We start from the raw sequence: 24672 nt of genomic DNA on the forward strand, positions 1-24672 counted from the left end.
CGCTCAGGCCTTGCGGACGACGCCCCGCAGCGCGAGCGCCGCCATCGGCAGCAGCAGGCACGCGGCGATCGCGTTCAGCGGTCCGTAGCCCGCCTGCGAGACGATCAGGCCCGCCATGAGGCCGCCGACCCCGGCGGCGGTGTTCATGACGAAGTCGGAGAGTCCCTGGACGGCGGCGCGCGCGGCCTGCGGCACCGAGTCGGTGAGCAGCGCCGAACCGGACACGAGCCCCGCCGACCAGCCCAGACCGAGGATGAACAGGCCCAGGGCGGTGCGGCCGTGGGACGGTCCGGCGGTGCCCGCCACGAGCGCGGCCGTACCGATGAGACCCACCGCGAGCCCGATCACCGCGAGCCGGCCGAGCCGGTCGGACAGCCAGCCCATGACCGGCGAGAAGGCGTACATGCCCGTGATGTGACCGCTGATCACGAGGCCGATCAGCTGGATGTCCGCGCCGTGATGGGTGAGCGCCACCGGTGTCATCGACATGATCGACACCATGGCGGTGTGCGAGCCGGCGATGGTGACCAGGGCGAGCCGGGCCCGCGGTGACTTCCGTACGGCGTCCATCCCGGCCCGCAGCGAGCGGCCCTCCGCCGCCTCGCCCGGTCCGGAGTCCGCCAGCGCGCGGGCGGTGAGCAGCGGGTCAGGGCGCAGCAGCACGGCCACCACGGCGGCCGCGAGGACGAAGACGCCGGCGGCCCAGACGAACGGGCCCGCGGTGGCGGGGATGCCGAGGCCCGAGACGCTCTTCCCGGCGGGCGCGGCGACGTTCGGGCCGAGCACCGCGCCGATCGTGGTCGCCCACACCACCGTGGAGATGGCCCGGGCCCTGCGGTCCGGTTCGGCGAGGTCGGCGGCGGCGAAGCGGGCCGCCAGGTTCGCCGAGGACCCGGCACCGAAGCCGACCAGGCCGACGAGCAGGACGGGGAAGCTGTCGACGACCGCCCCGAGCACCACCACACCGGCGCCGACCGCCGCGACGAGGTACGCGAGGAGGAGCCCCGTCCGGCGCCCGCGCGAGGCCATCAGCGTGGCCAGCGGCATGGCGACCAGTGCGGAGCCGGCCACCGACGCCGTCGAGGCGAGACCGGACAGGGCCTCGGTGCCGCTCACGTCCCTCGCCAGGACGGCGGCGAGGGCGAAGCCGATGGCGATGCCGAGGCCTCCCAGGATCTGGGTGGCGATCAGCGCGGCCTGGACGCGCCGTCGGAGCGCCGGAAGCTCGGCGGGGGTGACGGGAGCGGTCGTCCCGCCGGGTATCTCGTCGGGCACGGTGGCGTCAGGGGCACTGGGGCTGTGGGTCACTTACGTGAGTGTGCCAGCCGTCCCAACCGATGGGAACGCCACCTCTCGCCCGACGGTCCCGGGACGCTCAGAACAGCGGAGCCGGCAGCACGCCCTCCAGCGCGAGGAGCTGCCGCTTCGTCTCCAGACCGCCCCCGAAGCCGCCGAGCCCGCCGTCGCTCTCCACCACCCGGTGGCAGGGCACGACCACCGGCAGCGGATTGGCGCCCATCGCCGCCCCGACCGCCTGCGCCGCCCCCGGCTGTCCCACACGTCTCGCCAGCTCCCCGTACCCCACGACCGTGCCGTACGGGACGCCCGCCGCCAGCTCGCGCAGCACCTGCCGGTTGAAGCCGGTCGTCAGGCTCCAGTCCAGCGGCAGGTCGAGGTCGTCCGGCTCGCCCGCGAAGTACCGGTCGAGCCGGCGTATCGCCTCCGCGAGCCGGCCCGAGCCACACTCCACGAGCTCCGCGCCGAGCTGCCCCGCGAGCCGGTCGAGCATCCGCTCCCGCCGAGCCGCGTCGGCGTGGAACTCGACCCGCACGAGCCCCCGCCCGGTCGCGGCGAGGAGGAGCGGCCCGATGGCGCTCTCCACGACCGTCCACTCCACCGTGGCGGCCCGCTCCCGGCGGTCCGGTCCCGCTTCCGCCCCCGTGTCGATGTCCATGCCGCCCACCGTACGACCCACCACCGACAAGCCGGTCCGGAACGGCACCCGACAACCCGGTCCGGAACGGTCACCCGGATCACGGACCGGTCTCGCTCCGGTCTCGCGAGCGGAAATTCCCCGGTCACGTGGTCGCCGGGCCCCCGGCGCGCCATAATCTCGCCCCGGTAGTACTACCCAGCGGTACCGACTGTTTTCGGACGACGTTGCACCAGGGGTGGAGGGCACACGCTCATGCAGGGCACGGTCGACGGATTCAGCTACGGGCTCGTCACGCCGGTGGCCGCCTTTCTCATGGCCTGCCTCGGCGGCGCCCTCGGTCTGAGGTGCACCACCAGATCGCTCCGGCACGACGACACCTTCAAGGCGGGCTGGCTCGCCCTCGGCGCCACCTCGATCGGCACCGGCATCTGGACGATGCACTTCATCGCGATGATGGGCTTCTCCGTCACGCAGGCGCCCATCAACTACGACCGTCCCATCACCTTCGCCAGCCTGGGCGTCGCCGTCCTCATGGTCGGCATCGGCATCTTCATCGTCGGCTACCGCGGGGCGACCGCCCTCACGCTGGTCACCGGCGGCACGATCACCGGCCTCGGCGTCGCCACCATGCACTACCTCGGCATGGCCGGTATGCGCTTCCAGGGCCGGATCGAGTACGACACGCTCACCGTGGCGCTCTCCGTGGTCATCGCCGTCGTGGCCGCCACGGCGGCCCTCTGGGCGGCCGTCTCCGTGCATGGATTTCTGGCCAGCCTCGGCGCGAGCCTGGTGATGGGCGTCGCCGTGAGTGGTATGCACTACACCGCCATGGCCGCCGTCAGCGTCCACCTGCACGGCGCCGGGGCGACCGGCGGCTCCGGCGACACCGCGACCTCGCTCCTGCTGCCCATGCTGATCGGCCCGGCGGTCTTCCTGATCCTGGCCGCCGTCGTCGTCATGTTCGACCCGCTGCTCGTGATGGGCGACCCGGACTGGCAGCGGCCCGCCCGTACCCCGCACCGCCCCGGCGTGCCCGCCCCGCGCCACGTCCCGTCCTACTACGGCGAGCCCGCCAACTGGACCGCGCGCCCCGCCGGCCGGACCGTCGGACGGGCCGCCCGCAGGACCGTCCCGCGCGGCGGGCACCGCTCCCAGGACTGGTGACGGGACACCTCGCGACCGGGCGGTGAGCCGATCACCGCCCGAGTGTCAGTGCCGGGTCGTACGGTGGTTGCATGCGGCCCGTTTCCAAGATCGAACGTTCGGTGGCACCCTTCGAGGTCGTCAGCGAGTACAAGCCCAGCGGCGACCAGCCGACCGCCATCGCCGACCTCGAGCGGCGCATCCGCGCGGGCGAGAAGGACGTCGTCCTCCTCGGCGCCACCGGCACCGGCAAGTCGGCGACCACCGCGTGGATGATCGAGAAGCTCCAGCGCCCCACCCTGGTGATGGCGCCGAACAAGACGCTGGCCGCCCAGCTGGCCAACGAGTTCCGCGAGCTCCTGCCGAACAACGCGGTGGAGTACTTCGTCTCGTACTACGACTACTACCAGCCCGAGGCGTACGTCCCGCAGTCGGACACGTACATCGAGAAGGACTCCTCGATCAACGAGGAGGTGGAGCGGCTCCGCCACTCCGCGACGAACTCCCTGCTCACCCGCCGGGACGTCGTCGTGGTCGCCTCCGTCTCCTGCATCTACGGCCTGGGCACGCCCCAGGAGTACGTGGACCGGATGGTCCCGCTCAAGGTCGGCGAGGAGATCGACCGCGACCAGCTGCTGCGCCGCTTCGTCGACATCCAGTACACCCGGAACGACCTGGCGTTCACCCGCGGCACCTTCCGGGTGCGCGGCGACACCATCGAGATCTTCCCGGTCTACGAGGAGCTGGCCGTCCGCATCGAGATGTTCGGCGACGAGATCGAGGCCCTCTCCACCCTCCACCCGCTCACCGGCGAGGTCATCAGCGAGGACCGCGAGCTGTACGTCTTCCCCGCCAGCCACTACGTCGCGGGCCCCGAGCGCATGGAGCGGGCGATCAACGACATCGAGCGCGAGCTGGAGGGCCGCCTCGCCGAACTCGACAAGCAGGGCAAGCACCTGGAGTCCCAGCGCCTGCGCATGCGCACCACGTACGACATCGAGATGATGCGGCAGATCGGCTCCTGCTCCGGCATCGAGAACTACTCGATGCACTTCGACGGCCGCGACCCCGGCTCCGCGCCCAACACCCTCCTCGACTACTTCCCCGAGGACTTCCTCCTCGTCATCGACGAGTCGCACGTCACCGTGCCGCAGATCGGCGCCATGTACGAGGGCGACGCCTCCCGCAAGCGGACCCTGGTCGACCACGGCTTCCGGCTCCCGTCCGCCCTCGACAACCGCCCGCTGAAGTGGGAGGAGTTCCAGGAGCGGATCGGCCAGACCGTCTACCTCTCCGCCACCCCCGGGACGTACGAACTCTCGCGCGGCGACGGCTTCGTCGAGCAGATCATCCGCCCCACCGGACTCGTCGACCCCGAGGTCGTCGTCAAGCCCACCGAGGGCCAGATCGACGACCTCGTCCACGAGATCCGGCTGCGCGCCGAGCGCGACGAGCGGGTCCTCGTCACCACCCTCACCAAGAAGATGGCCGAGGACCTCACCGACTACTTCCTGGAGCTCGGCATCCAGGTGCGCTACCTGCACAGCGACGTCGACACCCTGCGCCGCATCGAGCTCCTCCGCGAGCTGCGGGCCGGCGAGTACGACGTCCTCGTCGGCATCAACCTCCTCCGGGAGGGCCTCGACCTGCCCGAGGTGTCCCTGGTCGCCATCCTCGACGCCGACAAGCAGGGCTTCCTGCGCTCCGGGACCTCCCTCATCCAGACGATCGGCCGCGCCGCGCGCAACGTGTCGGGCCAGGTCCACATGTACGCCGACAAGATCACCCCGGCGATGGAGCAGGCCATCGACGAGACCAACCGGCGCCGCGAGAAGCAGATCGCGTACAACACGGAGCACGGCATCGACCCGCAGCCGCTCCGCAAGAAGATCAACGACATCGTCGCGACCATCGCGCGCGAGGAGATCGACACCGAGGAACTGCTCGGCACCGGCTACCGGCAGGCGAAGGAGGGCAAGGGCGCGAAGGCCCCCGTGCCCTCGCTCGCCGCGCACGGGCCCACGGCCCGCGGCAAGGGCGGCAAGGCCGGCTCCACCGTCGAACTCGGCGACCGGCCCGCGACCGAACTGGCCGCGATCATCGAGGAGATGACCGACCGGATGCGCGCGGCGGCGGCGGAGCTGCAGTTCGAGGTGGCGGCCCGGCTCCGCGACGAAGTGGGCGAGCTGAAGAAGGAGTTGCGCCAGATGAAGGAGGCGGGACTCGCCTGACCGGCGAGGGTCGACGGGCGGTCCGGTGTGTTGCAAGACCGACACAAAACCGGACCGCGCCGCCGCGGTGTCGGTGCCGCTGCGTAGGGTGCTCGACAACCGCACGCACCGGACAGCGGGCGCGGGGAACGCTAACGAGAGGGGCAACGCGTGTCGGTCAACATGACCAAGGGCCAGGCCATCAGCCTGGAGAAGCGGGGCGGAGGCAGCCTCAGCCAGGTGCGGATGGGCCTCGGCTGGCAGGCGGCGCCGCGCCGCGGTCTCTTCGGCTCGCGCACCCGGGAGATCGACCTGGACGCCTCGGCCGTCCTCTTCGCCGAGAAGCAGCCGGTCGACGTGGTCTTCTTCCGTCACCTGGTCAGCGACGACGGCTCGGTCAAGCACACCGGCGACAACCTCGTCGGCGGCGCGGGCCAGGGCGGCGACGACGAGGCGATCCTCGTGGACCTGGAGCGGGTGCCGGTCCACATCGACCAGATCGTCTTCACGGTGAACTCCTTCACCGGCCAGACCTTCCAGGAGGTGCAGAACGCCTTCTGCCGGATCGTCGACGAGACGAACGGGCAGGAGCTCGCGCGCTACACCCTCGACGGCGGCGGCAACTACACCGCGCAGATCATGGCGAAGGTGCACCGGGTCGGCTCCGGATGGCAGATGACGGCCCTGGGCAACCCGGCCAACGGGCGCACCTTCCAGGACCTGATGCCCGCGATCCTGCCGCACCTGTAGAAGGTCCAGGCACGGCACACCCACAGCTCCCGGAGGCGGCAGGCCACCGGGAGCTGTCCGCATGATCCGCACCCGCGTGACCCGCACCCGCGTGATCCGCATCCGTTGATTCCGCGCATGGAAACACCCGAGGGGACAGAGACGATGACGGCCGAGCTGGTCCGGGGACAGAACCACCCCCTGCCCGAGACCCGACTGGAGATCCGCGTGTCGGCCGGTCATCCCGTCCTCGCCGGAGCCGCGTTCGGCGACGAGCAGGGCCGGGTCGCGGGCACGGAGTGGATCGCCCACCCCGGCGCACCCTCCCTCCCCGGTGTCGACGTGCCCGCCCGGATCGCCGCCGACCACCGCCTCGCCGTCGACCTGGACGCGGTCCCCGGCGCCGTCCACCGCGTCTCGGTCCTCCTCGCGCTGACCGGCCCGGCCGCCCGCTTCGGCGCCCTCGCCGCCCCGTTCGTCGCGGTCGCCGGCCTCGACGGCACCGAGATCGCCGGCTACACCATCACCGGCCTCGACACGGAGTCCGCCGTCGTCGCCCTGGAGCTCTACCGCCGCCAGGGCGCCTGGAAGGTCCGCGCCATGGGCCAGGGGTACGAGGGCGGGCTCGCCGCCCTCCTCGGCGACCAGGGCCTGGAGCGCCCCGCCGATCTCGCCGCCACGATCCTGGCGACGGTTGCCCGGGACTCCGCCCCCGCCGCCCCGTCGCACGTCCCCGAGCCGGAGCGCGTGCTCCACACCGCGCCGCCCACCGCCCCGGACCCGGCACCGGCGCCGCCGCCTCCCACCCCCGCGACGGGCACCGGCACGGGCGGTCCCATCGACTACTCCCACCCCGGGCGCCGGACGGCCTCCGCCCAGGCCTCCGCCCCCGCCTCCGAGCCGCGGCAGGCCCCGCCCGTGCCGGTCGCCGGGGACGCCTCGGGCTGGTCGATGGACGAGCGGCTCTACAACCAGGTGTGGGGCATGTTCGAGGACCTGGCCCGCACCGCCGCCGCCTACCGCAGCGCCTGCGACTTCGCGGAGTCCCGGCTCGACCGGGAGCTCGACGAGACGCTCACCGACTACCGCTCCCGGGCCGGCGGCGCGAACGACGCCGCGCGTGCCGCCGCCCGCGCCCGGCACGACGAGCTCGTGGAGCGCGCCCGGGAGGTGCTCGACCGGGACCTCGCCCAGCTCGCCGCCGAGTCCGAGGTCGTCGAGCCGGCGCTGCCCATCGCCTACGCCCGCTGGGACAACCCCGTCTGGCACGCCTACCGGGTCCCGGCCGAGGAGCCGATGGCCGTCCGCCTCGGCGACCTCCACCTCCCCGAGCGCACCGACCTGCGGATCCCCATGCTCGTCCGGCTGCCCCTCGAGCGCGGCCTGTGGGTGGACTCCGGCCGCGGCCACTCCGAGGCGGCCGGGCTCCTCGACGAGGCCGAGCTGCGGCGGCTCGCCCTGGACTGCGCGGTGGCGCACGCGGCGCGGCTCCTCGCGGCGCACCCGGCCGGGGAGTTCACCGTCCATCTGATCGACCCGGCGGGCGCGGGTGCCGCGGCCCTCGCGCCCCTCGTGGAGACGGGCGCGGCCGCCCCGCCCGCCCGGGGCGCGGCCGGGGTCTCGGCGGCCCTTGAGCAGCTCACGGAGCGGGTCGACCTGCTCCAGATGGCGCTGCGGAGCGGGGCGACGGACGCGCTGCCGCCCGGTCTGGACACGGCCCGGCAGCTGCTGATCGTGCACGACTTCCCGCACGGCTTCGACGACCGGGCGGTCACCCGGCTGCGGTACCTCGCCGACGAGGGTCCCTCGGTCGGTGTGCACCTGCTGATGGTCGCGGCCCGGGAGGACGCGGCCGCGTACGGGCCGCTGCTCGACCCGCTGTGGCGCTCGCTGCTGCGCCTCACCCCCGTGCCCGACGACCACCTGGCCGATCCGTGGGTGGGTCACGCCTGGTCGTACGAGCCGCCGCTCGTCCCGCCGGGCAGTTCGATCCTGCGCCAGGTCCTGACACAGGTGGCGTCCGCTCGCCATGGGAAGCAGGCCTGACCTGGCCCCTTGGGTCTTCTTTACCCATCCCTTTACCTTCTCTTGGTCTTTCGGGTACTCTTCTTCCTGCGGAGGGGAGTACTCCCCATTGCGCGGCGCACCCGTCAGTACGGACGGATCGACATCGATCCGATCCCGGGGCGTCGGCCCGGCGCGGCCCGTCCGCCGCCCGGGTGGAAGAGACCTCCGGCAGCGAACGACGCTGATCAAGTAGCCGTACGACGCCGGAGGCGCAGTGGACGTTTCAATGACCCTGTGGGTACTGACCATCCTCGGTCTGGGTGCCCTCATCGGTGCCGACTTCCTCATCGGGCGCAAGCCCCATGACGTGTCGGTCAAGGAAGCAGGAATCTGGACGGTCGTCTGGATCGTGCTTGCCGGGCTCTTCGGCCTCGGCCTGTTCGTGTTCGGCAACGGCCAGGCGGCCGGTGAGTTCTTCGCGGGCTACATCACCGAGAAGTCGCTCAGCGTCGACAACCTCTTCGTCTTCGTCCTGATCATGGCGAAGTTCGCGGTCCCGTCCCACCTCCAGCAGCGGGTGCTGCTCGTGGGCGTGCTGATCGCCCTGGTGCTCCGCGCGGTCTTCATCGCCGCCGGCGCCGCGATCATCGCGAGCTTCTCCTGGGTCTTCTACCTCTTCGGCGCGTTCCTGATCTACACCGCCTGGAAGCTCATCCAGGAGGCGCGCTCCGACGAGGAGGAGGACGAGGTCCCGGAGAACCGCGTCCTCAAGACCGTCCAGAAGAAGTTCGGCGTCGCCGACCGGTACCACGGCACCAAGCTCTTCATCCGTGAGAACGGCAAGCGGGTGCTGACGCCGTTGATGGTCGTCATGATCGCCATCGGCACCACCGACGTCCTCTTCGCCCTCGACTCCATCCCGGCGATCTTCGGCCTCACCCAGGACCCGTACATCGTCTTCACCGCCAACGCCTTCGCCCTCATGGGCCTGCGGCAGCTGTACTTCCTGATCGGCGGCCTGCTCAAGAAGCTGGTCCACCTCAGCTACGGCCTGTCGGTGATCCTCGGCTTCATCGGCGTCAAGCTCGTGCTGCACGCCCTGCACGAGTCCGGGGTGCACGTCCCCGAGATCTCCATCCCGTTCTCGCTCGCGGTCATCGGCGGTGTCCTGGTCATCACCACGGTCACCAGCCTGATCGCCTCCAGGAAGCAGGAGCAGCGCGCGGCGGCCGAGGCCCCGGCCGCTTCCGAGGACGCTCCGAAGGACAGCGTCGAGGCCTGACGCACCCACCGCACACACCGACGGCCGACCGGGTCCACCCCGGTCGGCCGTCGCTGTTTCGTCGGGAAGGAACCGCTCAGACCGCGGCGGGCTCGGGCGCCGGACGCCCGGCGCGGTCCGGGAGGGTCTCCGGGAGGAGCGCGAAGCAGCCGAGGCTCACCAGGGCGAGCAGTGTCAGGTAGGCCGCGACGCCCCAGGGCGGGCCGGAGCCGCCGTCGGAGAGGGCGGTCGCGACGACGGGCGTCAGCGCGCCGCCCAGGACGCCCGCCAGGTTGTAGCCGACGGCCGCGCCGGTGCAGCGGACGCGGGGCTCGTACAGCTCCGGGAGGTACGCGGCGATCACCGCGAACATGGTGATGAAGGCCAGCAGCGAGCCCAGGAAGCCGAGGAACATCAGCAGCGGCCGCGCCGTGTGCAGCAGCGCCACCATCGGGAACGTCCACAGCGCGGAGGCCGCGCACCCCGCCAGACAGAGCGGCCGGCGGCCCCAGCGGTCGCCGAGCAGGGCCACGAGCGGGGTGAGCGCGCCCATGACCGCCACCGCCGCCATGACACAGCTCAGCATCATCGTGCTGCTCACCCCGAGCCGCTCGGTGCCGTACGCCAGTGCCCAGGTCGAGACCGAGTAGAAGACGGCGTACCCCACCGCGAGCGCCCCGGCCGTCAGGAGCACGAGCCGCCAGTGGTCGCGGACGACCTCCGCGAGCGGAGCGCCCGCGCGCCGCCCGGACGCGGACAGCTCCTCGAACTGCGGGGTCTCCGCGAGCGAGGACCGCAGCAGCAGGCCGCCGGCCGCGAGCAGCCCCGCCGCCCAGAACGGCACCCGCCAGCCCCAGGCGCGGAACTCGGCGTCGCTCAGCCCCGCGGTGAGCGCCAGCATCACCCCGTTCGCGAGGAGGAAGCCGATCGACGGGCCGATCTGCGGGAAGCTCGACCACAGCGCGCGCCGGTGCGCGGGGGCGTGCTCGGCGGTGAGCAGGACCGCCCCGCCCCACTCGCCGCCCAGGCCGAGACCCTGCAGGAAGCGGAGGGTGAGGAGCAGTGCCGGGGCGGCGATGCCGAGCGTCGCGTACGTCGGGACGAAGCCGACCGCGACCGTGGCGCAGCCGGTCAGGAGCAGCGAGGCGAAGAGGACCGGCCGCCGGCCGTACCGGTCGCCGACGTGCCCGAAGAGCATCGACCCGAGCGGACGGGCGAGGAAGCCCGCGGCGAAGGTGCCGAACGCGGCGAGGGTCCCGGCCAGGGGCGAGAACGTGGGGAAGAAGAGCGGCCCCAGGACGAGGGCGGCGGCGGTCCCGTAGACGAAGAAGTCGAAGAACTCGATGGCGGTGCCGACGAGCGAGGCGGCGGCGAGCCGGATCATCGAGGGCGGCCGGGACGGCGACGGAGGGTGACTTTGGCGCATGTCGCGCCAACTACCCCGCCGCCGTCCGGGTTACGGGGGCGTACGGAGGTGCGCAGCTCCGGGGCCGCGCGCCCGGCGTCACCAGCCGCGCTCGCGCCATTCCGCGAGGTGCGGGCGCTCGTCACCGAGGGTGGTGTCACGGCCGTGGCCGGGGTAGATCCAGGACTCGTCGGGCAGGACCGCGAAGAGCTTGGTCTCCACGTCGTGGAGCAGGCTCGCGAAGGCCTCCGGGTCCTTCCACGTGTTGCCGACGCCGCCGGGGAAGAGGCAGTCGCCGGTGAAGACGTGGGGGTGGCCGTGCGGGTCGTCGTAGATCAGGGCGATCGAGCCCGGCGTGTGCCCGACGAGGCGGCGCGCGGTCAGCTCGACCCGGCCCACCCGGATCGTGTCGCCGTCCTCCACCAGCTCGTCGGTCCCGACCGGGATGCCCTCCGCGTCGTACGCGCCCGCGTACGTCCGGGCGCCGGTCGCGGCGACGACCTCCGCGAGCGCCTGCCAGTGGTCGCCGTGCCGGTGCGTGGTGACGACGGCCGTGATGCCGTCGTCACCGATCAGCGTGAGCAGCGTCGAGGCCTCGTTCGCCGCGTCGATCAGCAGCTGCTCGCCGGTGGCCCGGCAGCGCAGCAGATACGCGTTGTTGTCCATCGGACCGACCGCGACCTTCGAGATCATCAGGTCCGTGAGCTCGTGCACGTCCGCCGCGCCGCCGACCTTCACCACTCCGCTGTACGTCATGGCCTCAGACTAGCCCCGGGGAGTGACGGCGGCGCCTACAGCGGGGGCAGTTCCGGCAGGGAGCCGCCCTCGGTCTTCAGGGCGGAGCCGTCGCGGCGGCCGGCGAGCCAGCCGAGGAGCTCGGCGGGGGAGCCGCTCACGGTGACGGCGGAGCCCTCCGCGGAGCCGGTGGTCCAGCTGCCCGAGCCGTCCTCGGCCAGGACCCGGGTCGGCGGGACGGACGCGTTGCCGGTGAACCGTTCCGCCAGGAAGTCGATCTCCCGCTGGACGAACTCCTCCGGCAGGTCCTCCAGCTCGTAGCCGACGCCCAGGTCGACGTGGTGCAGGGCCACCTCGACCCAGCGGCGGAAGGGGATCCGGGAGGCGCTGTCGGTGACCCCGTTGCGGAGCTCGACCGTGCGGTTCCAGTCGGCGGGCTCGTCGCCGGCGGCCTGGAAGCGGTCGGCGGTCTCGCGCAGGTCGGCGAGGTGGACGTCGAGCGGGCGGTCGGCGTCGCGCTCGATGTCGGCGTCCCGGGTGGCGGCGTCGGCGTACATGGGACGGCCCTGGAGGACGTTCACCAGAGCGTCGGCGTTGCGGGACACGTGGGCGAGGACGTGGCCGCGGGTCCAGCCGGGAAGCCGTGACGGCTCGGCCGTCGCGGCGTTGTCCCAGGAGGCGACCGCGGCGATCAGCCGGTCGGTCGCTTCGCGTACGGAAGCAAGGTCGAGTTCGTGGTCGATCATGGCGCCGACCCTAGGGGGTGCCGTGCCGGTCGGGCCAGAGCCGATCGCGCCCGACCGTCAACGCACCCCCGGCGCCGCCACTCGTTCGGGTGAAGAGGTCTCCACGCGGCCGGAAATCGAATGTGCGTGCTATAGGCTCGACGGAAGCATCCGGCATCCTTGGTTGTTGGGTGTGTCAGGACATCCGCTCTCTCAAGAAAGGTGCGGACCGGCGTGGCCGACCGTCTCATCGTCCGTGGCGCTCGCGAGCACAACCTCAAGAACGTCTCGCTCGACCTCCCGCGTGACTCCCTCATCGTCTTCACCGGGCTCTCGGGGTCGGGCAAGTCCTCCCTCGCGTTCGACACGATCTTCGCCGAGGGGCAGCGCCGGTACGTCGAGTCGCTCTCCTCGTACGCCAGGCAGTTCCTCGGACAGATGGACAAGCCGGACGTCGACTTCATCGAGGGCCTCTCGCCCGCCGTCTCCATCGACCAGAAGTCGACCTCGCGCAACCCGCGCTCGACGGTCGGCACCATCACCGAGGTCTACGACTACCTCCGCCTGCTCTTCGCCCGCATCGGCAAGCCGCACTGTCCCGAGTGCCGCCGCCCCATCTCCCGCCAGTCGCCGCAGGCCATCGTCGACAAGGTCCTGGAGCTCCCCGAGGGCAGCCGCTTCCAGGTGCTCTCCCCGCTCGTGCGCGAGCGCAAGGGCGAGTTCGTCGACCTCTTCGCCGACCTCCAGACGAAGGGCTACAGCCGCGCCCGGGTCGACGGGCAGACCATCCAGCTCAGCGAGCCGCCGACGCTGAAGAAGCAGGAGAAGCACACGATCGAGGTGGTCGTCGACCGCCTCACCGTGAAGGACAGCGCCAAGCGCCGGCTCACCGACTCCGTCGAGACCGCGCTCGGACTCTCCGGCGGCATGGTCGTGCTCGACTTCGTGGACCTCGCGGAGGACGACCCCGAGCGCGAGAAGATGTACTCGGAGCACCTCTACTGCCCGTACGACGACCTGTCCTTCGAGGAGTTGGAGCCCCGCTCCTTCTCCTTCAACTCGCCCTTCGGCGCCTGCCCGGACTGCACCGGCATCGGCACCCGCATGGAGGTCGACCCGGAGCTGATCGTCCCCGACGAGGAGAAGTCCCTCGACGAGGGCGCCATCCACCCCTGGTCGCACGGCCACACCAAGGAGTACTTCGGCCGGCTCATCGGCGGTCTCTCCCAGGCCCTCGGCTTCCGCACGGACATCCCGTACGCCGGGCTGCCGCAGCGCGCCAAGAAGGCCCTGATGCACGGCCACAAGACCCAGGTCGAGGTCCGCTACCGCAACCGGTACGGGCGCGAGCGGGCGTACACCACCCCGGCCTTCGAAGGCGCCGTCTCCTTCGTCAAGCGGCGCCACACCGAGGCCGAGAGCGACTCCAGCCGCGAGCGCTTCGAGGGCTACATGCGCGAGGTGCCCTGCCCCACCTGCGAGGGCACCCGCCTCAAGCCGATCGTCCTCGCGGTCACGGTCATGGACCGGTCCATCGCCGAGGTCTCCGCGATGTCCATCAGCGACTGCGCCGAGTTCCTCTCCCGGCTCACGCTCAACGCCCGCGACAAGAAGATCGCCGAGCGGGTCCTCAAGGAGGTCAACGAGCGGCTCCGCTTCCTCGTCGACGTCGGCCTCGACTACCTCTCCCTCAACCGGGCGGCCGGCACGCTCTCCGGCGGAGAGGCCCAGCGCATCCGGCTCGCCACCCAGATCGGCTCCGGCCTGGTCGGCGTGCTCTACGTGCTCGACGAGCCGTCCATCGGCCTCCACCAGCGCGACAACCACCGCCTGATCGAGACCCTCGTCCGGCTCCGGGACATGGGCAACACGCTCATCGTCGTCGAGCACGACGAGGACACGATCAAGGTCGCCGACTGGGTCGTCGACATCGGCCCCGGCGCCGGCGAGCACGGCGGAAAGGTCGTCCACTCCGGCTCCCTGAAGGAGCTCCTCGCCAACGAGGAGTCGATGACCGGGCAGTACCTGTCCGGCCGCCGGTCGATCACCACCCCGGACATCCGCCGCCCGGTCGACCCCGGACGCCGGCTCACGGTGCACGGCGCCCGCGAGAACAACCTGCGGGACATCGACGTCTCCTTCCCGCTGGGCGTCCTCACCGCCGTCACCGGCGTCTCGGGCTCCGGCAAGTCGACCCTGGTCAACGACATCCTCTACACCCACCTGGCGCGCGAGCTGAACGGCGCCAAGTCGGTGCCCGGACGGCACACGCGCGTGGACGGCGACGACCTCGTCGACAAGGTCGTGCACGTCGACCAGTCGCCGATCGGCCGCACCCCGCGGTCGAACCCGGCGACGTACACCGGCGTCTTCGACCACGTCCGCAAGCTCTTCGCCGAGACGATGGAGGCCAAGGTCCGGGGCTACCTGCCCGGCCGCTTCTCCTTCAACGTCAAGGGCGGCCGCTGCGAGAACTGCTCCGGCGACGGCACGATCAAGATCGAGATGAACTTCCTCCCGGACGTCTACGTCCCGTGCGAGGTCTGCCACGGCGACCGGTACAACCGGGAGACCCTGGAGGTCCACTACAAGGGCAAGTCCATCGCCGAAGTCCTGAACATGCCGATCGAGGAGGCCCTCGACTTCTTCGAGGCCGTCCCGACCATCGCCCGCCACCTGCGCACGCTCAACGAGGTCGGCCTCGGGTACGTCCGGCTCGGCCAGTCCGCGCCGACGCTCTCCGGTGGCGAGGCGCAGCGCGTCAAGCTCGCCTCCGAGCTCCAGAAGCGCTCGACGGGCCGCACGGTCTACGTCCTCGACGAGCCGACCACCGGTCTGCACTTCGAGGACATCTCGAAGCTGATCAAGGTCCTGTCCGGCCTGGTCGACAAGGGCAACTCGGTGATCGTCATCGAGCACAACCTCGATGTCATCAAGACCGCGGACTGGGTCATCGACATGGGCCCCGAGGGCGGCAGCGGCGGCGGCCTGGTGATCGCCGAGGGCACGCCGGAGGAGGTCGCCTCGGTCCCCGAGAGTCACACCGGCAAGTTCCTCAGGGACATCCTCGACACCGACCGGATCAGTGACGCGGGCGGGAAGATCCCGGCGGCGCGCGGGGCGAGGAAGACGGCGGCGAAGGCTCCGGCCAAGGCCGCCGCGAAGAAGGCGGCCACCGCGACCAAGGCGACCGCGACCAAGGCCACCGCCAAGAAGGCGACGGCCAGGACGCGCAAGGCGTGACGGCCGGCCACGTGCAGTGACGGAGGCGGGGTCCCGGCCGGGGCCCCGCCTTTCACGTCAGGCCCGGGCGACGGCCTCCAGACGGGCGCCGGTATCGTCGGTTCGGTCACCCCTGGGGTGTCTTGTCCCCGATCTCACCGTGGAGCGTTCATGTCCGGCCAGTCCAGCCGCCGCACCGTACTGAAAGGCGCGGCCCTCGCCGGAGCCGCCGGGCTGGGCGTCGCCGCCTGCTCCACCGACTCCAAGCTCGGCCACGCCGAGACGCCGACCCCGACCGCGCCCGTCCCGCTCGGCGCCCCGGACGAGGTGCCGGTCGGCGGCTCCAAGCTCTACCGCGAGCAGCGGCTCGTGGTGAGCTGCCCGGCCAAGGGCCAGTACAAGGCCTTCAGCGCCCAGTGCACCCACGCCGGCTGCGTCCTCGACAAGGTCGAGGACAACGAGGGCAACTGCCCCTGCCACGGCAGCCGCTTCGACGTGACGACCGGCAAGGCGGTCCAGGGCCCCGCCACCGTCCCGCTGCCTGAGGTCCCGATCCGCGTCGAGAACGGCAAGCTGGTGGCCGGCCCCCAGGCCTGAGCCGCGGGACTCACGCCCAGTCCCAGTCGATCCCCAGGATCCCCGGGCGTACCCCCTGCTCCACGAGGTGCACCGTGCGGTGCCGGCCGCTCAGGGTCAGCTCCGCACGGCCGCCCCGCGGCGCGCCCGCCGAGGCCTGCGCGAACCTCCGGCACCGCACCGGGAGCGCCGCCTCGTCGAAGCGGACCTGGAGCGCGTACAGCCCGCCCGCGAAGCTGAACCCGCGCACGTACTCCCCGCTCGGACCCGCCGTACCGTCCTCGAAGCCGTACGAGAACAGGTACGTGTCCCCGGCCCGCAGCCGCGCGTCGAAGAGCAGCTCCGCGACCAGCACGCCCGTCCCCGCGTGCCACCGCACCCGCCCCGTCCGGCAGTTCTCCACCGCCCGCACCTCCACCCGGGACGGGTCGCAGCCGGGGTCGCCGTGGTGGATGGCGAGGTAGCGGTCCACGCCGTCCCGGTGCGCCCGCACCACATGCTGCGACTCGCGCCCCACCAGCTCCCGCGCCGCCCCGATCCGTACCCGCTCGTGGTGCCCCACCGTGTGCAGCCCGCCGTCCGCCGGGGACTCGAGCTCCGCGAGCAGCTCCTCGACCGAGCCCGAGGCCTCCACCAGTGAGCGGTACGAGCGGGCCGCCGGGCGCTCCACCTCGGAGCGGGCGGCCGCGTCCCCCGTCAGGAGCCGCAGCAGCGAGTTCCCCGGCAGCTGGAGTACGTCCTCCAGGGCCCGGACGGCCTTCAGGGACTCCGGCCGCTGCGGACGCCTGGCGCCCTGCTGCCAGTAGCTCAGACTCGTCACCCCGACCCTGACGCCCCGGTGGGCCAGATGGTGCTGGACCCGCTGGAGCGGCAGCCCGCGCACGGCCAGCGCGGTGCGCAGCGCCAGATGGAAGGGGCCGGTCTGCAGCAGCTGCGTCAGATCCGCCTCGGTGTGGCTCACGAGGACTCCTCGGTGAACGTTCACGACGGGGGCGCGGACCGTCGCGCCGCGAGGGGTGGGCGGGCTGGTGGGCCGTGGGAGTCCGTTCACACCCGGGTCACACCGTTCACAGTCCGATGTCACCCCGCATTGAAGCGTGTTGACCCGATCCGGACAACGGAAGATGCTCCTGACCAGCGTCCGGACGCGCTCCTCCACCCCCCTCATCCCCAGCTCCTGGGAGGAACGCGATGCGCAGAAGAAAGCCCAACCTCGCGGTGCTTGCCGCGGCCGCCCTCTTCCTCGTCCCCGCCACTTCGGCGTCCGCCGCGCCCGCGCCTGCCGGTGAAGGCGTCTCCGTCCTGGCCTCCAAGCGCCTGGACATCACCATGCAGGCCCAGCAGAAGAGCAACTGGTGCTGGGCGGGGAGCGGCAACACCATCGCCACCTGGTACGGGCGGAACTACAGCCAGAACCAGTTCTGCAACGCCGCCTTCAACCGTCAGCAGGGCTACGACTGCCCCAACTGGCAGGCCACGCTCGGCAACGTCCAGACCGGACTGAGCTGGGCCGGCATCAGCCCCGGCTCGTACGTCGACGGCTGGCTGCGCTACCCCACCGTCCAGACCGAGATCAACGCGAACCGGCCCATCGAGACGCGGATCCAATGGTCGAGCGGCGGCGGCCACATGCACGTGATCTACGGCTACGACGACGCGAACAGCTGGGTCTACTGGGGCGACCCCTGGCCCTCCAGCGACCGCTACAACTGGGCCTCCCACGCCTGGTACGTCAACAACGGGTCCTTCTCCTGGACCCACTCGCTCTACCGGATCGGGGCGTGACGACGATGAACGCACGAGCCACGGCCGCGGGTCTCCTCGCCGCGGCGGCCCTTGTCGCCCTCGGGGCGGTCCCGGCGGGCGCCGCCGAGCGCCCGCCGTCCGCGCCGACCCCCGAGCGGGCCGCCTCCGCGCCGGGGACGCTGGACACCCTGGCCCGGTTCTTCGCCCGCGACGGGGCCCTCGCCCGTACCGCGGCCGCGCCGCGCGTCGACGGCGCCTCCGTTCCCGTGCGCGTCCTCTCCCCGGACTTCGTCGCCGGGAAGCCCGGCGCTCCCGTCGCCCGCGTCGAGTTCCGCGCCAGCAGGGCCGTGGCGTCGGACGGGCAGAAGGCCTCGCTGTGGACCGTGAAGCAGCCGGGCGGCGGCTGGCAGGTGGTCAACATCGCCACCGGCGACGACGAGATCCGCTACGCCGAACTCGGCCACGGCTTCGTCTTCCGCGAGCCGCAGATCGACGCGTGGTACGTCCTTCGGGGCGCGAAGGTGCTGCCGCTGGACGAGGACGCGGTACGGGCCGTCGGGCGGGGCGGGACGAGCCTCGCGGCCTATCGGGAGCGGGTGGTACGGGCGTACGGCGACAAGCTGCCGGGGTCGGCGTATGCGCGGCGGGGGGTGGCGGGGGGTTACGACGAGCCGGCGCCCGCGCCCCGGGAGACGCCGGCGGTCGCGGCGCTGGGCGCTGGTGCGGGGCTCCTTCTCGCCCTGACGGCCACGGTGACGCTGCGCCGCCGACGCGGAGCCGGACGCCCCTGAGCCACCGCCGCCCGTTGTGGGCCCGGCCCCCGCCCGTTGTGGGCATGCGTTCCGCCGGGGCGGAACGGGTGGGCACAACGGAACGGCGCCCTTGCCGGCGCCAGAGGCCCCCGAGCCCGGACCCGCACCTGACGTGCGCCGCACTCGTGGTGCGGGTCCAGGCCCGGAACGCGGAGGCGCCGCTGAGGGCGCCGTCCCGTGTGCCCACCCTCCCCCGAGCTCTCGGCTTCGCTCGAGCAGGGGCCCCCTCGCCCCAGCGGGACGATTGCCCACACGGAGGTGGGCACCGCCCCACCGGGCGCGGGCCACACGGGGGTGGCGGGCACCGCCCTGCCAGGCGCAGCGCTCACGCGCGGGCCCGTACCGCGGGGCGCCGGGTCCGTCAGCGGGCCAGGTAGCCGCCGTCCACCGGGAGGATCGCCCCCGTGATGAACGACGCCTCGTCCGACGCCAGGAACAGGATCGCCGACGCCACCTCCTCCGGTGTGCCGAAGCGGCCCATGGGGTGGGCGCGGACGATCTCCGTGAGGTATTCCGGGCCGCCCGGCTCCACGCGCGCCGCGGCGACGCGTTCGGTCTCGATGGTGCCGGGGGCGACCGCGTTGACGCGGATGCCGTGCTCCGCCCACTCCACCGCCAGGTGCTTCGTCAGGCCGGTCGCGACGAACTTCGCCGGGCCGTACACCGCCTGCCTCGCCTGGCCGGCCAGGCCGGAGATCGACGAGGTGCACACGATGGCCCCGCCGCCCGAGACGAGCATGGCCTCGATCGCGTACTTGCAGGTCAGGAACATGCCGCGGCCGTCGACGGCCATCACCTGGTCGAAGTCCGCGGCCTCCGCCTCGGTGACGGAGAGCAGCGGGATCACTCCCGCGTTCGCCACCAGGACGTCCAGCCACCCGAAGCGTTCCACAGCCGTGTCGATCATCCGGCGGGCGTCCTGTTCGACGGAGACGTCGCCGACCACCGGGATCACCCCCGGGAGCGTCGCGAGGCGGTCGCCGTCCACGTCCGCCGCCACCACCCGCGCCCCCTCCCTGAGGAAGCGCTCCGCCGTCGCCCGCCCGATTCCGCTCGCCGCGCCGGTGATCACGCACACCCGGTCCGCCAGCCGTCCTGAAGTGTCCTGAGCCATGTCCGGCCAACGAGCGCGCCCGCTCTGAGTGTCGGTCCCCGCCAGTAGGGTGGGGAGCATGGCAGACCCCTCCAGCTACCGCCCCAAGCCGGGGCAGATCCCCGACTCCCCGGGGGTCTACAAGTTCCGCGACGAGCACCGCCGGGTGATCTACGTGGGGAAGGCGAAGTCCCTGCGTCAGCGGCTGGCGAACTACTTCCAGCCGCTCACGAGCCTGCACCCGCGCACGGCCACCATGGTGACGACGGCCGCGTCCGTGGAGTGGACCGTGGTGTCCACCGAGGTCGAGGCGCTGCAGCTGGAGTACTCCTGGATCAAGGAGTTCGATCCCCGGTTCAACGTGAAGTACCGGGACGACAAGAGTTATCCGTACCTCGCCGTCACCATGAACGAGGAGTTTCCGCGCGTCCAGGTCATGCGCGGGCACAAGAAGAAGGGCGTGCGCTACTTCGGGCCGTACGCGCACGCGTGGGCGATCCGCGAGACCGTCGACCTGATGCTGCGGGTGTTCCCGGTGAGGACCTGCTCGGCGGGCGTCTTCCGGAACGCCGCGTCGGCCGGGCGACCCTGCCTGCTCGGCTACATCGGGAAGTGCTCCGCGCCCTGCGTCGGCCGGGTCACGCCGGAGGAGCACCGCGAACTGGCCGACGACTTCTGCGACTTCATGGCCGGCCGCACCGGCACGTACATCCGCCGGCTCGAGAAGCAGATGATGATCGCGGCCGAGGACATGGAGTACGAGAAGGCCGCCCGGCTCCGTGACGACATAGAGGCCCTGCGCCGGGCCATGGAGAAGAGCGCCGTCGTCCTCGCCGACGCCACCGACGCCGACCTGATCGCCCTCGCCGAGGACGAGCTGGAGGCCGCCGTCCAGATCTTCCACGTGCGCGGCGGACGCGTCCGCGGCCAGCGCGGCTGGGTCACGGACAAGGTCGAGGCCGTCGGCACGGCGGGGCTCGTGGAGCACGCGCTCCAGCAGCTGTACGGCGAGGAGAGCGGCGACACGGTCCCCAAGGAGGTCCTGGTCCCCGCGCTCCCCGAGGACGCGGAGTCCGTCTCCGCCTGGCTGTCCGGCCGCCGCGGGTCCCTCGTCTCGCTGCGCGTCCCGCAGCGCGGCGACAAGAAGGACCTGATGGAGACGGTCGCGCGCAACGCGCAGCAGGCGCTCGTGCTGCACAAGACCAAGCGCGCCAGCGACCTGACCACCCGCTCCCGGGCCCTGGAGGAGATCGCCGAGGCCCTGGACCTGGACTCGGCGCCGCTGCGCATCGAGTGCTTCGACATCTCGCACCTCCAGGGCGAGGACGTCGTCGCGTCCATGGTCGTCTTCGAGGACGGGCTGCCCCGCAAGAGCGAGTACCGCCGCTTCCAGATCAAGGGTCGTGTCGGAGACACGCAAATCTGGCACGGCGAGGGCCAGGACGACGTCCGGTCCATGCACGAGGTGATCAGCCGCCGCTTCACGCGCTACCTCGCCGAGAAGGAGAAGACCGGCGAATGGGTGGACGGCGAGGTCCCCGCCGAGACCCCCGAGGACGACGGGCGGCCCAGGCGGTTCGCGTACCCGCCGCAGCTCGTCGTCGTCGACGGCGGGCAGCCGCAGGTCGCCGCCGCCCGCCGTGCCCTCGACGAGCTCGGCATCGACGACGTCGCGGTCTGCGGCCTCGCCAAGCGCCTGGAGGAGGTCTGGCTGCCCGGCGACGACGACCCGGTGGTGCTGCCCCGCTCCAGCGAGGGCCTCTATCTGCTCCAGCGGGTGCGTGACACGGCTCACGACTTCGCCATCCGCTACCAGCGGTCCAAGCGGACGAAACGCATCCGGACCAGCCCTCTCGACGCCGTCCCCGGCCTCGGGGAGACGCGCAAGCAGGCCTTGATCAAGCATTTCGGCTCGGTGAAGCGGCTGAAGCAGGCGACAATCGAGCAGATCTGTGAGGTCCCCGGCTTCGGCCGGAAGACCGCGGAGGCGGTCGCCGTGGCCCTGGCCCAGGCGGCCCCCGCCGCACCCGCCGTGAACACGGCCACAGGAGAGATCATGGAAGACGACGGGGGCACCACCGCATGACCGAGCGCCACACGCACGACGAGCACGACCGAGAAGACGGAGCAGGACACGTGAGTACGGGCACGAAGGAGACCCCCGGCGACAACGGCGCCGAGGCGGCCATTCCCGAGCTGGTGATCATCTCCGGCATGTCCGGAGCCGGCCGGTCCACCGCGGCGAAGTGTCTGGAGGACCTCGGCTGGTTCGTCGTCGACAACCTGCCGCCCGCGCTGATCCCCACCATGGTGGAGCTCGGCGCCCGCTCCCAGGGCAACGTCGCCCGGATCGCCGTCGTCGTGGACGTCCGCGGCCGGCAGTTCTTCGACAACCTCAGGGAGTCCCTCGCCGACCTGGACGCCAAGCAGGTCACCCGCCGGATCGTCTTCCTCGAGTCCTCCGACGAGGCCCTCGTCCGGCGCTTCGAGTCGGTCCGCAGGCCGCACCCCCTCCAGGGCGACGGCCGCATCACCGACGGCATCGCCGCCGAGCGCGACCTGCTGCGCGAGCTGCGCGGCGACGCCGACCTGGTGATCGACACCTCCAGCCTCAACGTGCACGAGCTGCGCGCCAAGATGGACGCCCAGTTCGCCGGCGACGAGGAGCCCGAGCTCCGGGCCACCGTGATGTCCTTCGGCTTCAAGTACGGCCTGCCGGTCGACGCCGACCTCGTCGTCGACATGCGCTTCCTGCCGAACCCGCACTGGGTCCCCGAGCTGCGCCCCTTCACCGGCCTCAACGAGGAGGTGTCGAACTACGTCTACAACCAGCCCGGCGCCAAGGAGTTCCTCGACCGCTACACGGAGCTCCTCCAGCTGATCGCCGCGGGCTACCGCCGTGAGGGCAAGCGGTACGTGACCATCGCCGTGGGCTGCACCGGCGGCAAGCACCGCTCCGTGGCCACCGCCGAGCGCCTCGCCGCCCGCCTCGCCGCCGAAGGCGTCGAGACCGTCGTCGTCCACCGGGACATGGGGCGCGAGTGAAGCCGTACCGTCGGCGTACCTCCACCCTCTCGGTGCGGCGTACGCTCCGCAGGCGCGGCGCCCAGCCCAAGGTGGTCGCGCTCGGCGGCGGCATGGGCCTGTCGGCCTCCCTCGCCGCGCTCCGCCGGATCACCGGCGACCTCACCGCCGTCGTCACCGTCGCCGACGACGGGGGCTCCAGCGGCCGGCTCCGGGAGGAGCTCGGCGTGCTGCCCCCGGGCGACCTGCGCAAGGCGCTCGCCGCCCTGTGCGGCGACGACGACTGGGGCCAGACCTGGGCCCGGGTCATCCAGCACCGCTTCCAGTCCAAGGGCGAGATGGGCGGCCACGCCGTCGGCAACCTGCTGATCGTCGCCCTCTGGGAGCAGCTCGGCGACCCCGTGCAGGCCCTCGACCTGGTCGGCCGGCTGCTCGGCGCCCAGGGCCGGGTGCTGCCCATGTCCGCCGTGCCCCTGGAGCTCCAGGCCCTGGTCAGGGGCCACGACCCGGAGCGTCCCGACGACGTGGACACCGTCCGCGGTCAGGCGACCGTGGCGCTCACGCCCGGCGAGGTGCAGTCCGTGCACCTCGTGCCGAACGACCCGCCGGCCGTGCCCGAGGCGGTCGCGGCGGTCCTGGACGCGGACTGGGTGGTGCTCGGTCCCGGCTCCTGGTTCTCCTCGGTGATCCCGCACCTGCTGGTCCCCGAGCTCCTCGACGCCCTGGCCGAGACGAAGGCCCGGAAGGTGCTCTCGCTGAACCTCGCGCCGCAGCCCGGAGAAACCGAGGGCTTCTCCCCGCAGCGTCATTTGGAGGTTTTGGGACGACACGCCCCTAAACTCGCCCTGGACGTGGTGCTGGCCGACGAGGCCGCCGTGCCCGACCGCGACTCCCTCGCCGATGCCGCCAAGCGGCTCGGCGCCGCGGTCGAGCTGGCGCCGGTGGCCCGGCCCGACGGCTCCGCGAAGCATGACCCGGAGCTGTTGGCCGCCGCGTACGACCGTATTTTTCGGATGCATGGAAGGATCGGCCCATGGCGATGACGGCAGCGGTGAAGGACGAGATCTCCCGGCTTCCCGTCACCCGGACCTGCTGCAGGAAGGCAGAGGTCTCGTCGATCCTGCGGTTCGCGGGCGGGCTGCACCTGGTGAGCGGCCGCATCGTGATCGAGGCGGAGCTCGACACCGCGATGGCGGCCCGCCGCCTCAAGCGGGACATCCTGGAGATCTTCGGGCACAGCTCGGAGCTGATCGTGATGGCCCCCGGCGGGCTGCGGCGCGGCTCGCGCTTCGTGGTGCGGGTGGTGGCCGGAGGCGACCAGCTGGCCCGGCAGACGGGTCTCGTGGACGGCCGCGGCCGCCCCATCCGCGGCCTGCCGCCGCAGGTGGTCTCCGGGGCCACCTGTGACGCCGAGGCGGCCTGGCGCGGCGCGTTCCTCGCGCACGGCTCGCTGACCGAGCCCGGCCGCTCCTCCTCCCTGGAGGTGACCTGCCCGGGTCCGGAGGCGGCCCTCGCCCTGGTCGGCGCGGCCCGCCGGCTCTCCATCGCGGCGAAGGCCCGCGAGGTACGGGGCGTGGACCGGGTCGTCGTCCGCGACGGCGACGCGATCGGCGCCCTCCTCACCCGGCTCGGCGCGCACGAGTCGGTGCTGGCCTGGGAGGAGCGGCGGATGCGGCGCGAGGTCCGCGCCACCGCCAACCGCCTGGCCAACTTCGACGACGCCAACCTGCGCCGCTCGGCCCGCGCGGCCGTCGCCGCCGGGGCCCGGGTGCAGCGCGCCCTGGAGATCCTCGGCGAGGAGGTGCCCGAGCACCTCGCCGCGGCCGGCCGGCTCCGCATGGAGCACAAGCAGGCCTCCCTGGAGGAGCTGGGCGCGCTCGCCGACCCGCCGCTGACCAAGGACGCGGTGGCCGGCCGGATCCGCCGGCTCCTCGCGATGGCCGACAAGCGGGCGCAGGACCTGGGCATCCCCGGGACCGAGTCCAACCTGACGGAGGAGCTCGACGACAGCCTGGTCGGCTGAGCCGTACGGGCGACCCCGTACGGAA

20 protein-coding genes are annotated in these 24672 nt (G+C 72.2%); 13 read left to right on the forward strand and 7 right to left on the reverse strand.

Annotated features, from left to right (window positions below; genetic code table 11):
• Nucleotides 1-3: 3 nt before the first annotated feature.
• Nucleotides 4-1308, reverse strand: a complete 1305-nt coding sequence (locus ACFYX3_RS07165) for an MFS transporter (protein ID WP_389009090.1) — start codon at nucleotides 1306-1308, stop codon at nucleotides 4-6.
• Nucleotides 1309-1375: 67 nt separating this feature from the next.
• Nucleotides 1376-1954, reverse strand: coding sequence for a methylated-DNA--[protein]-cysteine S-methyltransferase (locus ACFYX3_RS07170; protein WP_389009093.1), 579 nt, complete (start codon nucleotides 1952-1954; stop codon nucleotides 1376-1378).
• Between the two features lie 234 nt (nucleotides 1955-2188).
• Here ACFYX3_RS07170 and ACFYX3_RS07175 point away from each other — a divergent pair, with 234 nt between their 5' ends.
• The 5 genes from ACFYX3_RS07175 (at nucleotide 2189) to ACFYX3_RS07195 (ending at nucleotide 9307) form a co-directional block, all read left to right on the forward strand.
• Nucleotides 2189-3100, forward strand: coding sequence for an MHYT domain-containing protein (locus ACFYX3_RS07175; RefSeq protein ID WP_389009096.1), 912 nt, complete (start codon nucleotides 2189-2191; stop codon nucleotides 3098-3100).
• A 71-nt stretch (nucleotides 3101-3171) separates the two neighbouring features.
• Nucleotides 3172-5310 carry an excinuclease ABC subunit UvrB gene (gene uvrB, locus ACFYX3_RS07180; RefSeq protein WP_382651439.1) on the forward strand — a complete coding sequence of 713 codons (2139 nt, stop codon included), beginning with the start codon at nucleotides 3172-3174 and terminating at the stop codon, nucleotides 5308-5310.
• A 150-nt stretch (nucleotides 5311-5460) separates the two neighbouring features.
• Nucleotides 5461-6039: a TerD family protein gene (locus ACFYX3_RS07185; RefSeq protein ID WP_041128672.1), complete on the forward strand. Its 579-nt coding sequence runs from the start codon at nucleotides 5461-5463 to the stop codon at nucleotides 6037-6039.
• Nucleotides 6040-6183: 144 nt separating this feature from the next.
• Entirely contained in the window at nucleotides 6184-8064 is a 1881-nt protein-coding gene (locus ACFYX3_RS07190; RefSeq protein WP_389009456.1) for a TerD family protein, read from the forward strand.
• Between the two features lie 235 nt (nucleotides 8065-8299).
• Nucleotides 8300-9307 carry a TerC family protein gene (locus ACFYX3_RS07195; RefSeq protein ID WP_389009100.1) on the forward strand — a complete coding sequence of 336 codons (1008 nt, stop codon included), beginning with the start codon at nucleotides 8300-8302 and terminating at the stop codon, nucleotides 9305-9307.
• 76 nt (nucleotides 9308-9383) lie between these two features.
• Here the strand turns inward: ACFYX3_RS07195 and ACFYX3_RS07200 are convergent, their stop codons facing one another.
• The 3 genes from ACFYX3_RS07200 to ACFYX3_RS07210 all read right to left on the reverse strand — a co-directional run bounded on the left by ACFYX3_RS07200 (nucleotide 9384) and on the right by ACFYX3_RS07210 (nucleotide 12172).
• The gene (locus ACFYX3_RS07200; protein WP_389009459.1) at nucleotides 9384-10670 is read right to left on the reverse strand and encodes an MFS transporter; all 1287 of its coding nucleotides are present in this window, start codon (nucleotides 10668-10670) and stop codon (nucleotides 9384-9386) included.
• A 120-nt stretch (nucleotides 10671-10790) separates the two neighbouring features.
• Complete coding sequence (locus tag ACFYX3_RS07205; protein WP_389009103.1) at nucleotides 10791-11447, reverse strand: MBL fold metallo-hydrolase; 657 nt, start codon at nucleotides 11445-11447, stop codon at nucleotides 10791-10793.
• 35 nt (nucleotides 11448-11482) lie between these two features.
• Nucleotides 11483-12172 carry a maleylpyruvate isomerase family mycothiol-dependent enzyme gene (locus ACFYX3_RS07210; protein ID WP_389009106.1) on the reverse strand — a complete coding sequence of 230 codons (690 nt, stop codon included), beginning with the start codon at nucleotides 12170-12172 and terminating at the stop codon, nucleotides 11483-11485.
• Between the two features lie 213 nt (nucleotides 12173-12385).
• Between ACFYX3_RS07210 and uvrA the strand changes: the two genes are divergently transcribed.
• Both uvrA and ACFYX3_RS07220 read left to right on the forward strand, forming a co-directional pair.
• The gene (gene uvrA, locus ACFYX3_RS07215; protein WP_389009109.1) at nucleotides 12386-15394 is read left to right on the forward strand and encodes an excinuclease ABC subunit UvrA; all 3009 of its coding nucleotides are present in this window, start codon (nucleotides 12386-12388) and stop codon (nucleotides 15392-15394) included.
• A 150-nt stretch (nucleotides 15395-15544) separates the two neighbouring features.
• Nucleotides 15545-15970 (forward strand): Rieske (2Fe-2S) protein, encoded by a 426-nt coding sequence (locus ACFYX3_RS07220; RefSeq protein WP_376594968.1) that lies wholly within the window; start codon nucleotides 15545-15547, stop codon nucleotides 15968-15970.
• 10 nt (nucleotides 15971-15980) lie between these two features.
• Here the strand turns inward: ACFYX3_RS07220 and ACFYX3_RS07225 are convergent, their stop codons facing one another.
• Nucleotides 15981-16910 (reverse strand): hypothetical protein, encoded by a 930-nt coding sequence (locus tag ACFYX3_RS07225; RefSeq protein WP_352025153.1) that lies wholly within the window; start codon nucleotides 16908-16910, stop codon nucleotides 15981-15983.
• A gap of 230 nt (nucleotides 16911-17140) precedes the next feature.
• Between ACFYX3_RS07225 and ACFYX3_RS07230 the strand changes: the two genes are divergently transcribed.
• Together ACFYX3_RS07230 and ACFYX3_RS07235 are read left to right on the forward strand one after the other, a co-directional pair.
• On the forward strand, nucleotides 17141-17734 hold the full coding sequence (locus tag ACFYX3_RS07230) for a papain-like cysteine protease family protein (protein ID WP_389009113.1): 594 nt from the start codon (nucleotides 17141-17143) through the stop codon (nucleotides 17732-17734).
• 5 nt (nucleotides 17735-17739) lie between these two features.
• Nucleotides 17740-18486, forward strand: coding sequence for a hypothetical protein (locus ACFYX3_RS07235; RefSeq protein ID WP_389009462.1), 747 nt, complete (start codon nucleotides 17740-17742; stop codon nucleotides 18484-18486).
• 382 nt (nucleotides 18487-18868) lie between these two features.
• Here the strand turns inward: ACFYX3_RS07235 and ACFYX3_RS07240 are convergent, their stop codons facing one another.
• A complete protein-coding gene (locus ACFYX3_RS07240) occupies nucleotides 18869-19621 on the reverse strand; it encodes an SDR family NAD(P)-dependent oxidoreductase (RefSeq protein ID WP_359509137.1) in 753 nt (250 codons plus the stop codon).
• Nucleotides 19622-19679: 58 nt separating this feature from the next.
• Here ACFYX3_RS07240 and uvrC point away from each other — a divergent pair, with 58 nt between their 5' ends.
• Genes uvrC through whiA form a run of 4 tightly spaced genes read left to right on the forward strand, consistent with a single transcriptional unit; the run spans nucleotide 19680 to nucleotide 24647 of the window.
• The gene (uvrC, locus tag ACFYX3_RS07245) at nucleotides 19680-21686 is read left to right on the forward strand and encodes an excinuclease ABC subunit UvrC (RefSeq protein WP_389009117.1); all 2007 of its coding nucleotides are present in this window, start codon (nucleotides 19680-19682) and stop codon (nucleotides 21684-21686) included.
• Nucleotides 21683-22645 carry an RNase adapter RapZ gene (rapZ, locus tag ACFYX3_RS07250; protein ID WP_356904199.1) on the forward strand — a complete coding sequence of 321 codons (963 nt, stop codon included), beginning with the start codon at nucleotides 21683-21685 and terminating at the stop codon, nucleotides 22643-22645. Before uvrC ends, rapZ begins: the two co-directional genes overlap by 4 nt.
• The gene (gene yvcK / locus ACFYX3_RS07255; protein ID WP_389009121.1) at nucleotides 22642-23667 is read left to right on the forward strand and encodes a uridine diphosphate-N-acetylglucosamine-binding protein YvcK; all 1026 of its coding nucleotides are present in this window, start codon (nucleotides 22642-22644) and stop codon (nucleotides 23665-23667) included. Before rapZ ends, yvcK begins: the two co-directional genes overlap by 4 nt.
• On the forward strand, nucleotides 23658-24647 hold the full coding sequence (gene whiA / locus ACFYX3_RS07260) for a DNA-binding protein WhiA (protein WP_030205188.1): 990 nt from the start codon (nucleotides 23658-23660) through the stop codon (nucleotides 24645-24647). The genes yvcK and whiA overlap by 10 nt, the downstream gene beginning before the upstream one ends.
• Nucleotides 24648-24672: the final 25 nt, after the last annotated feature.

Origin of the sequence: Streptomyces sp. NPDC002463, from assembly GCF_042889835.1 — a bacterium.
GTDB classification, from domain to species: domain Bacteria; phylum Actinomycetota; class Actinomycetes; order Streptomycetales; family Streptomycetaceae; genus Streptomyces; species Streptomyces nymphaeiformis.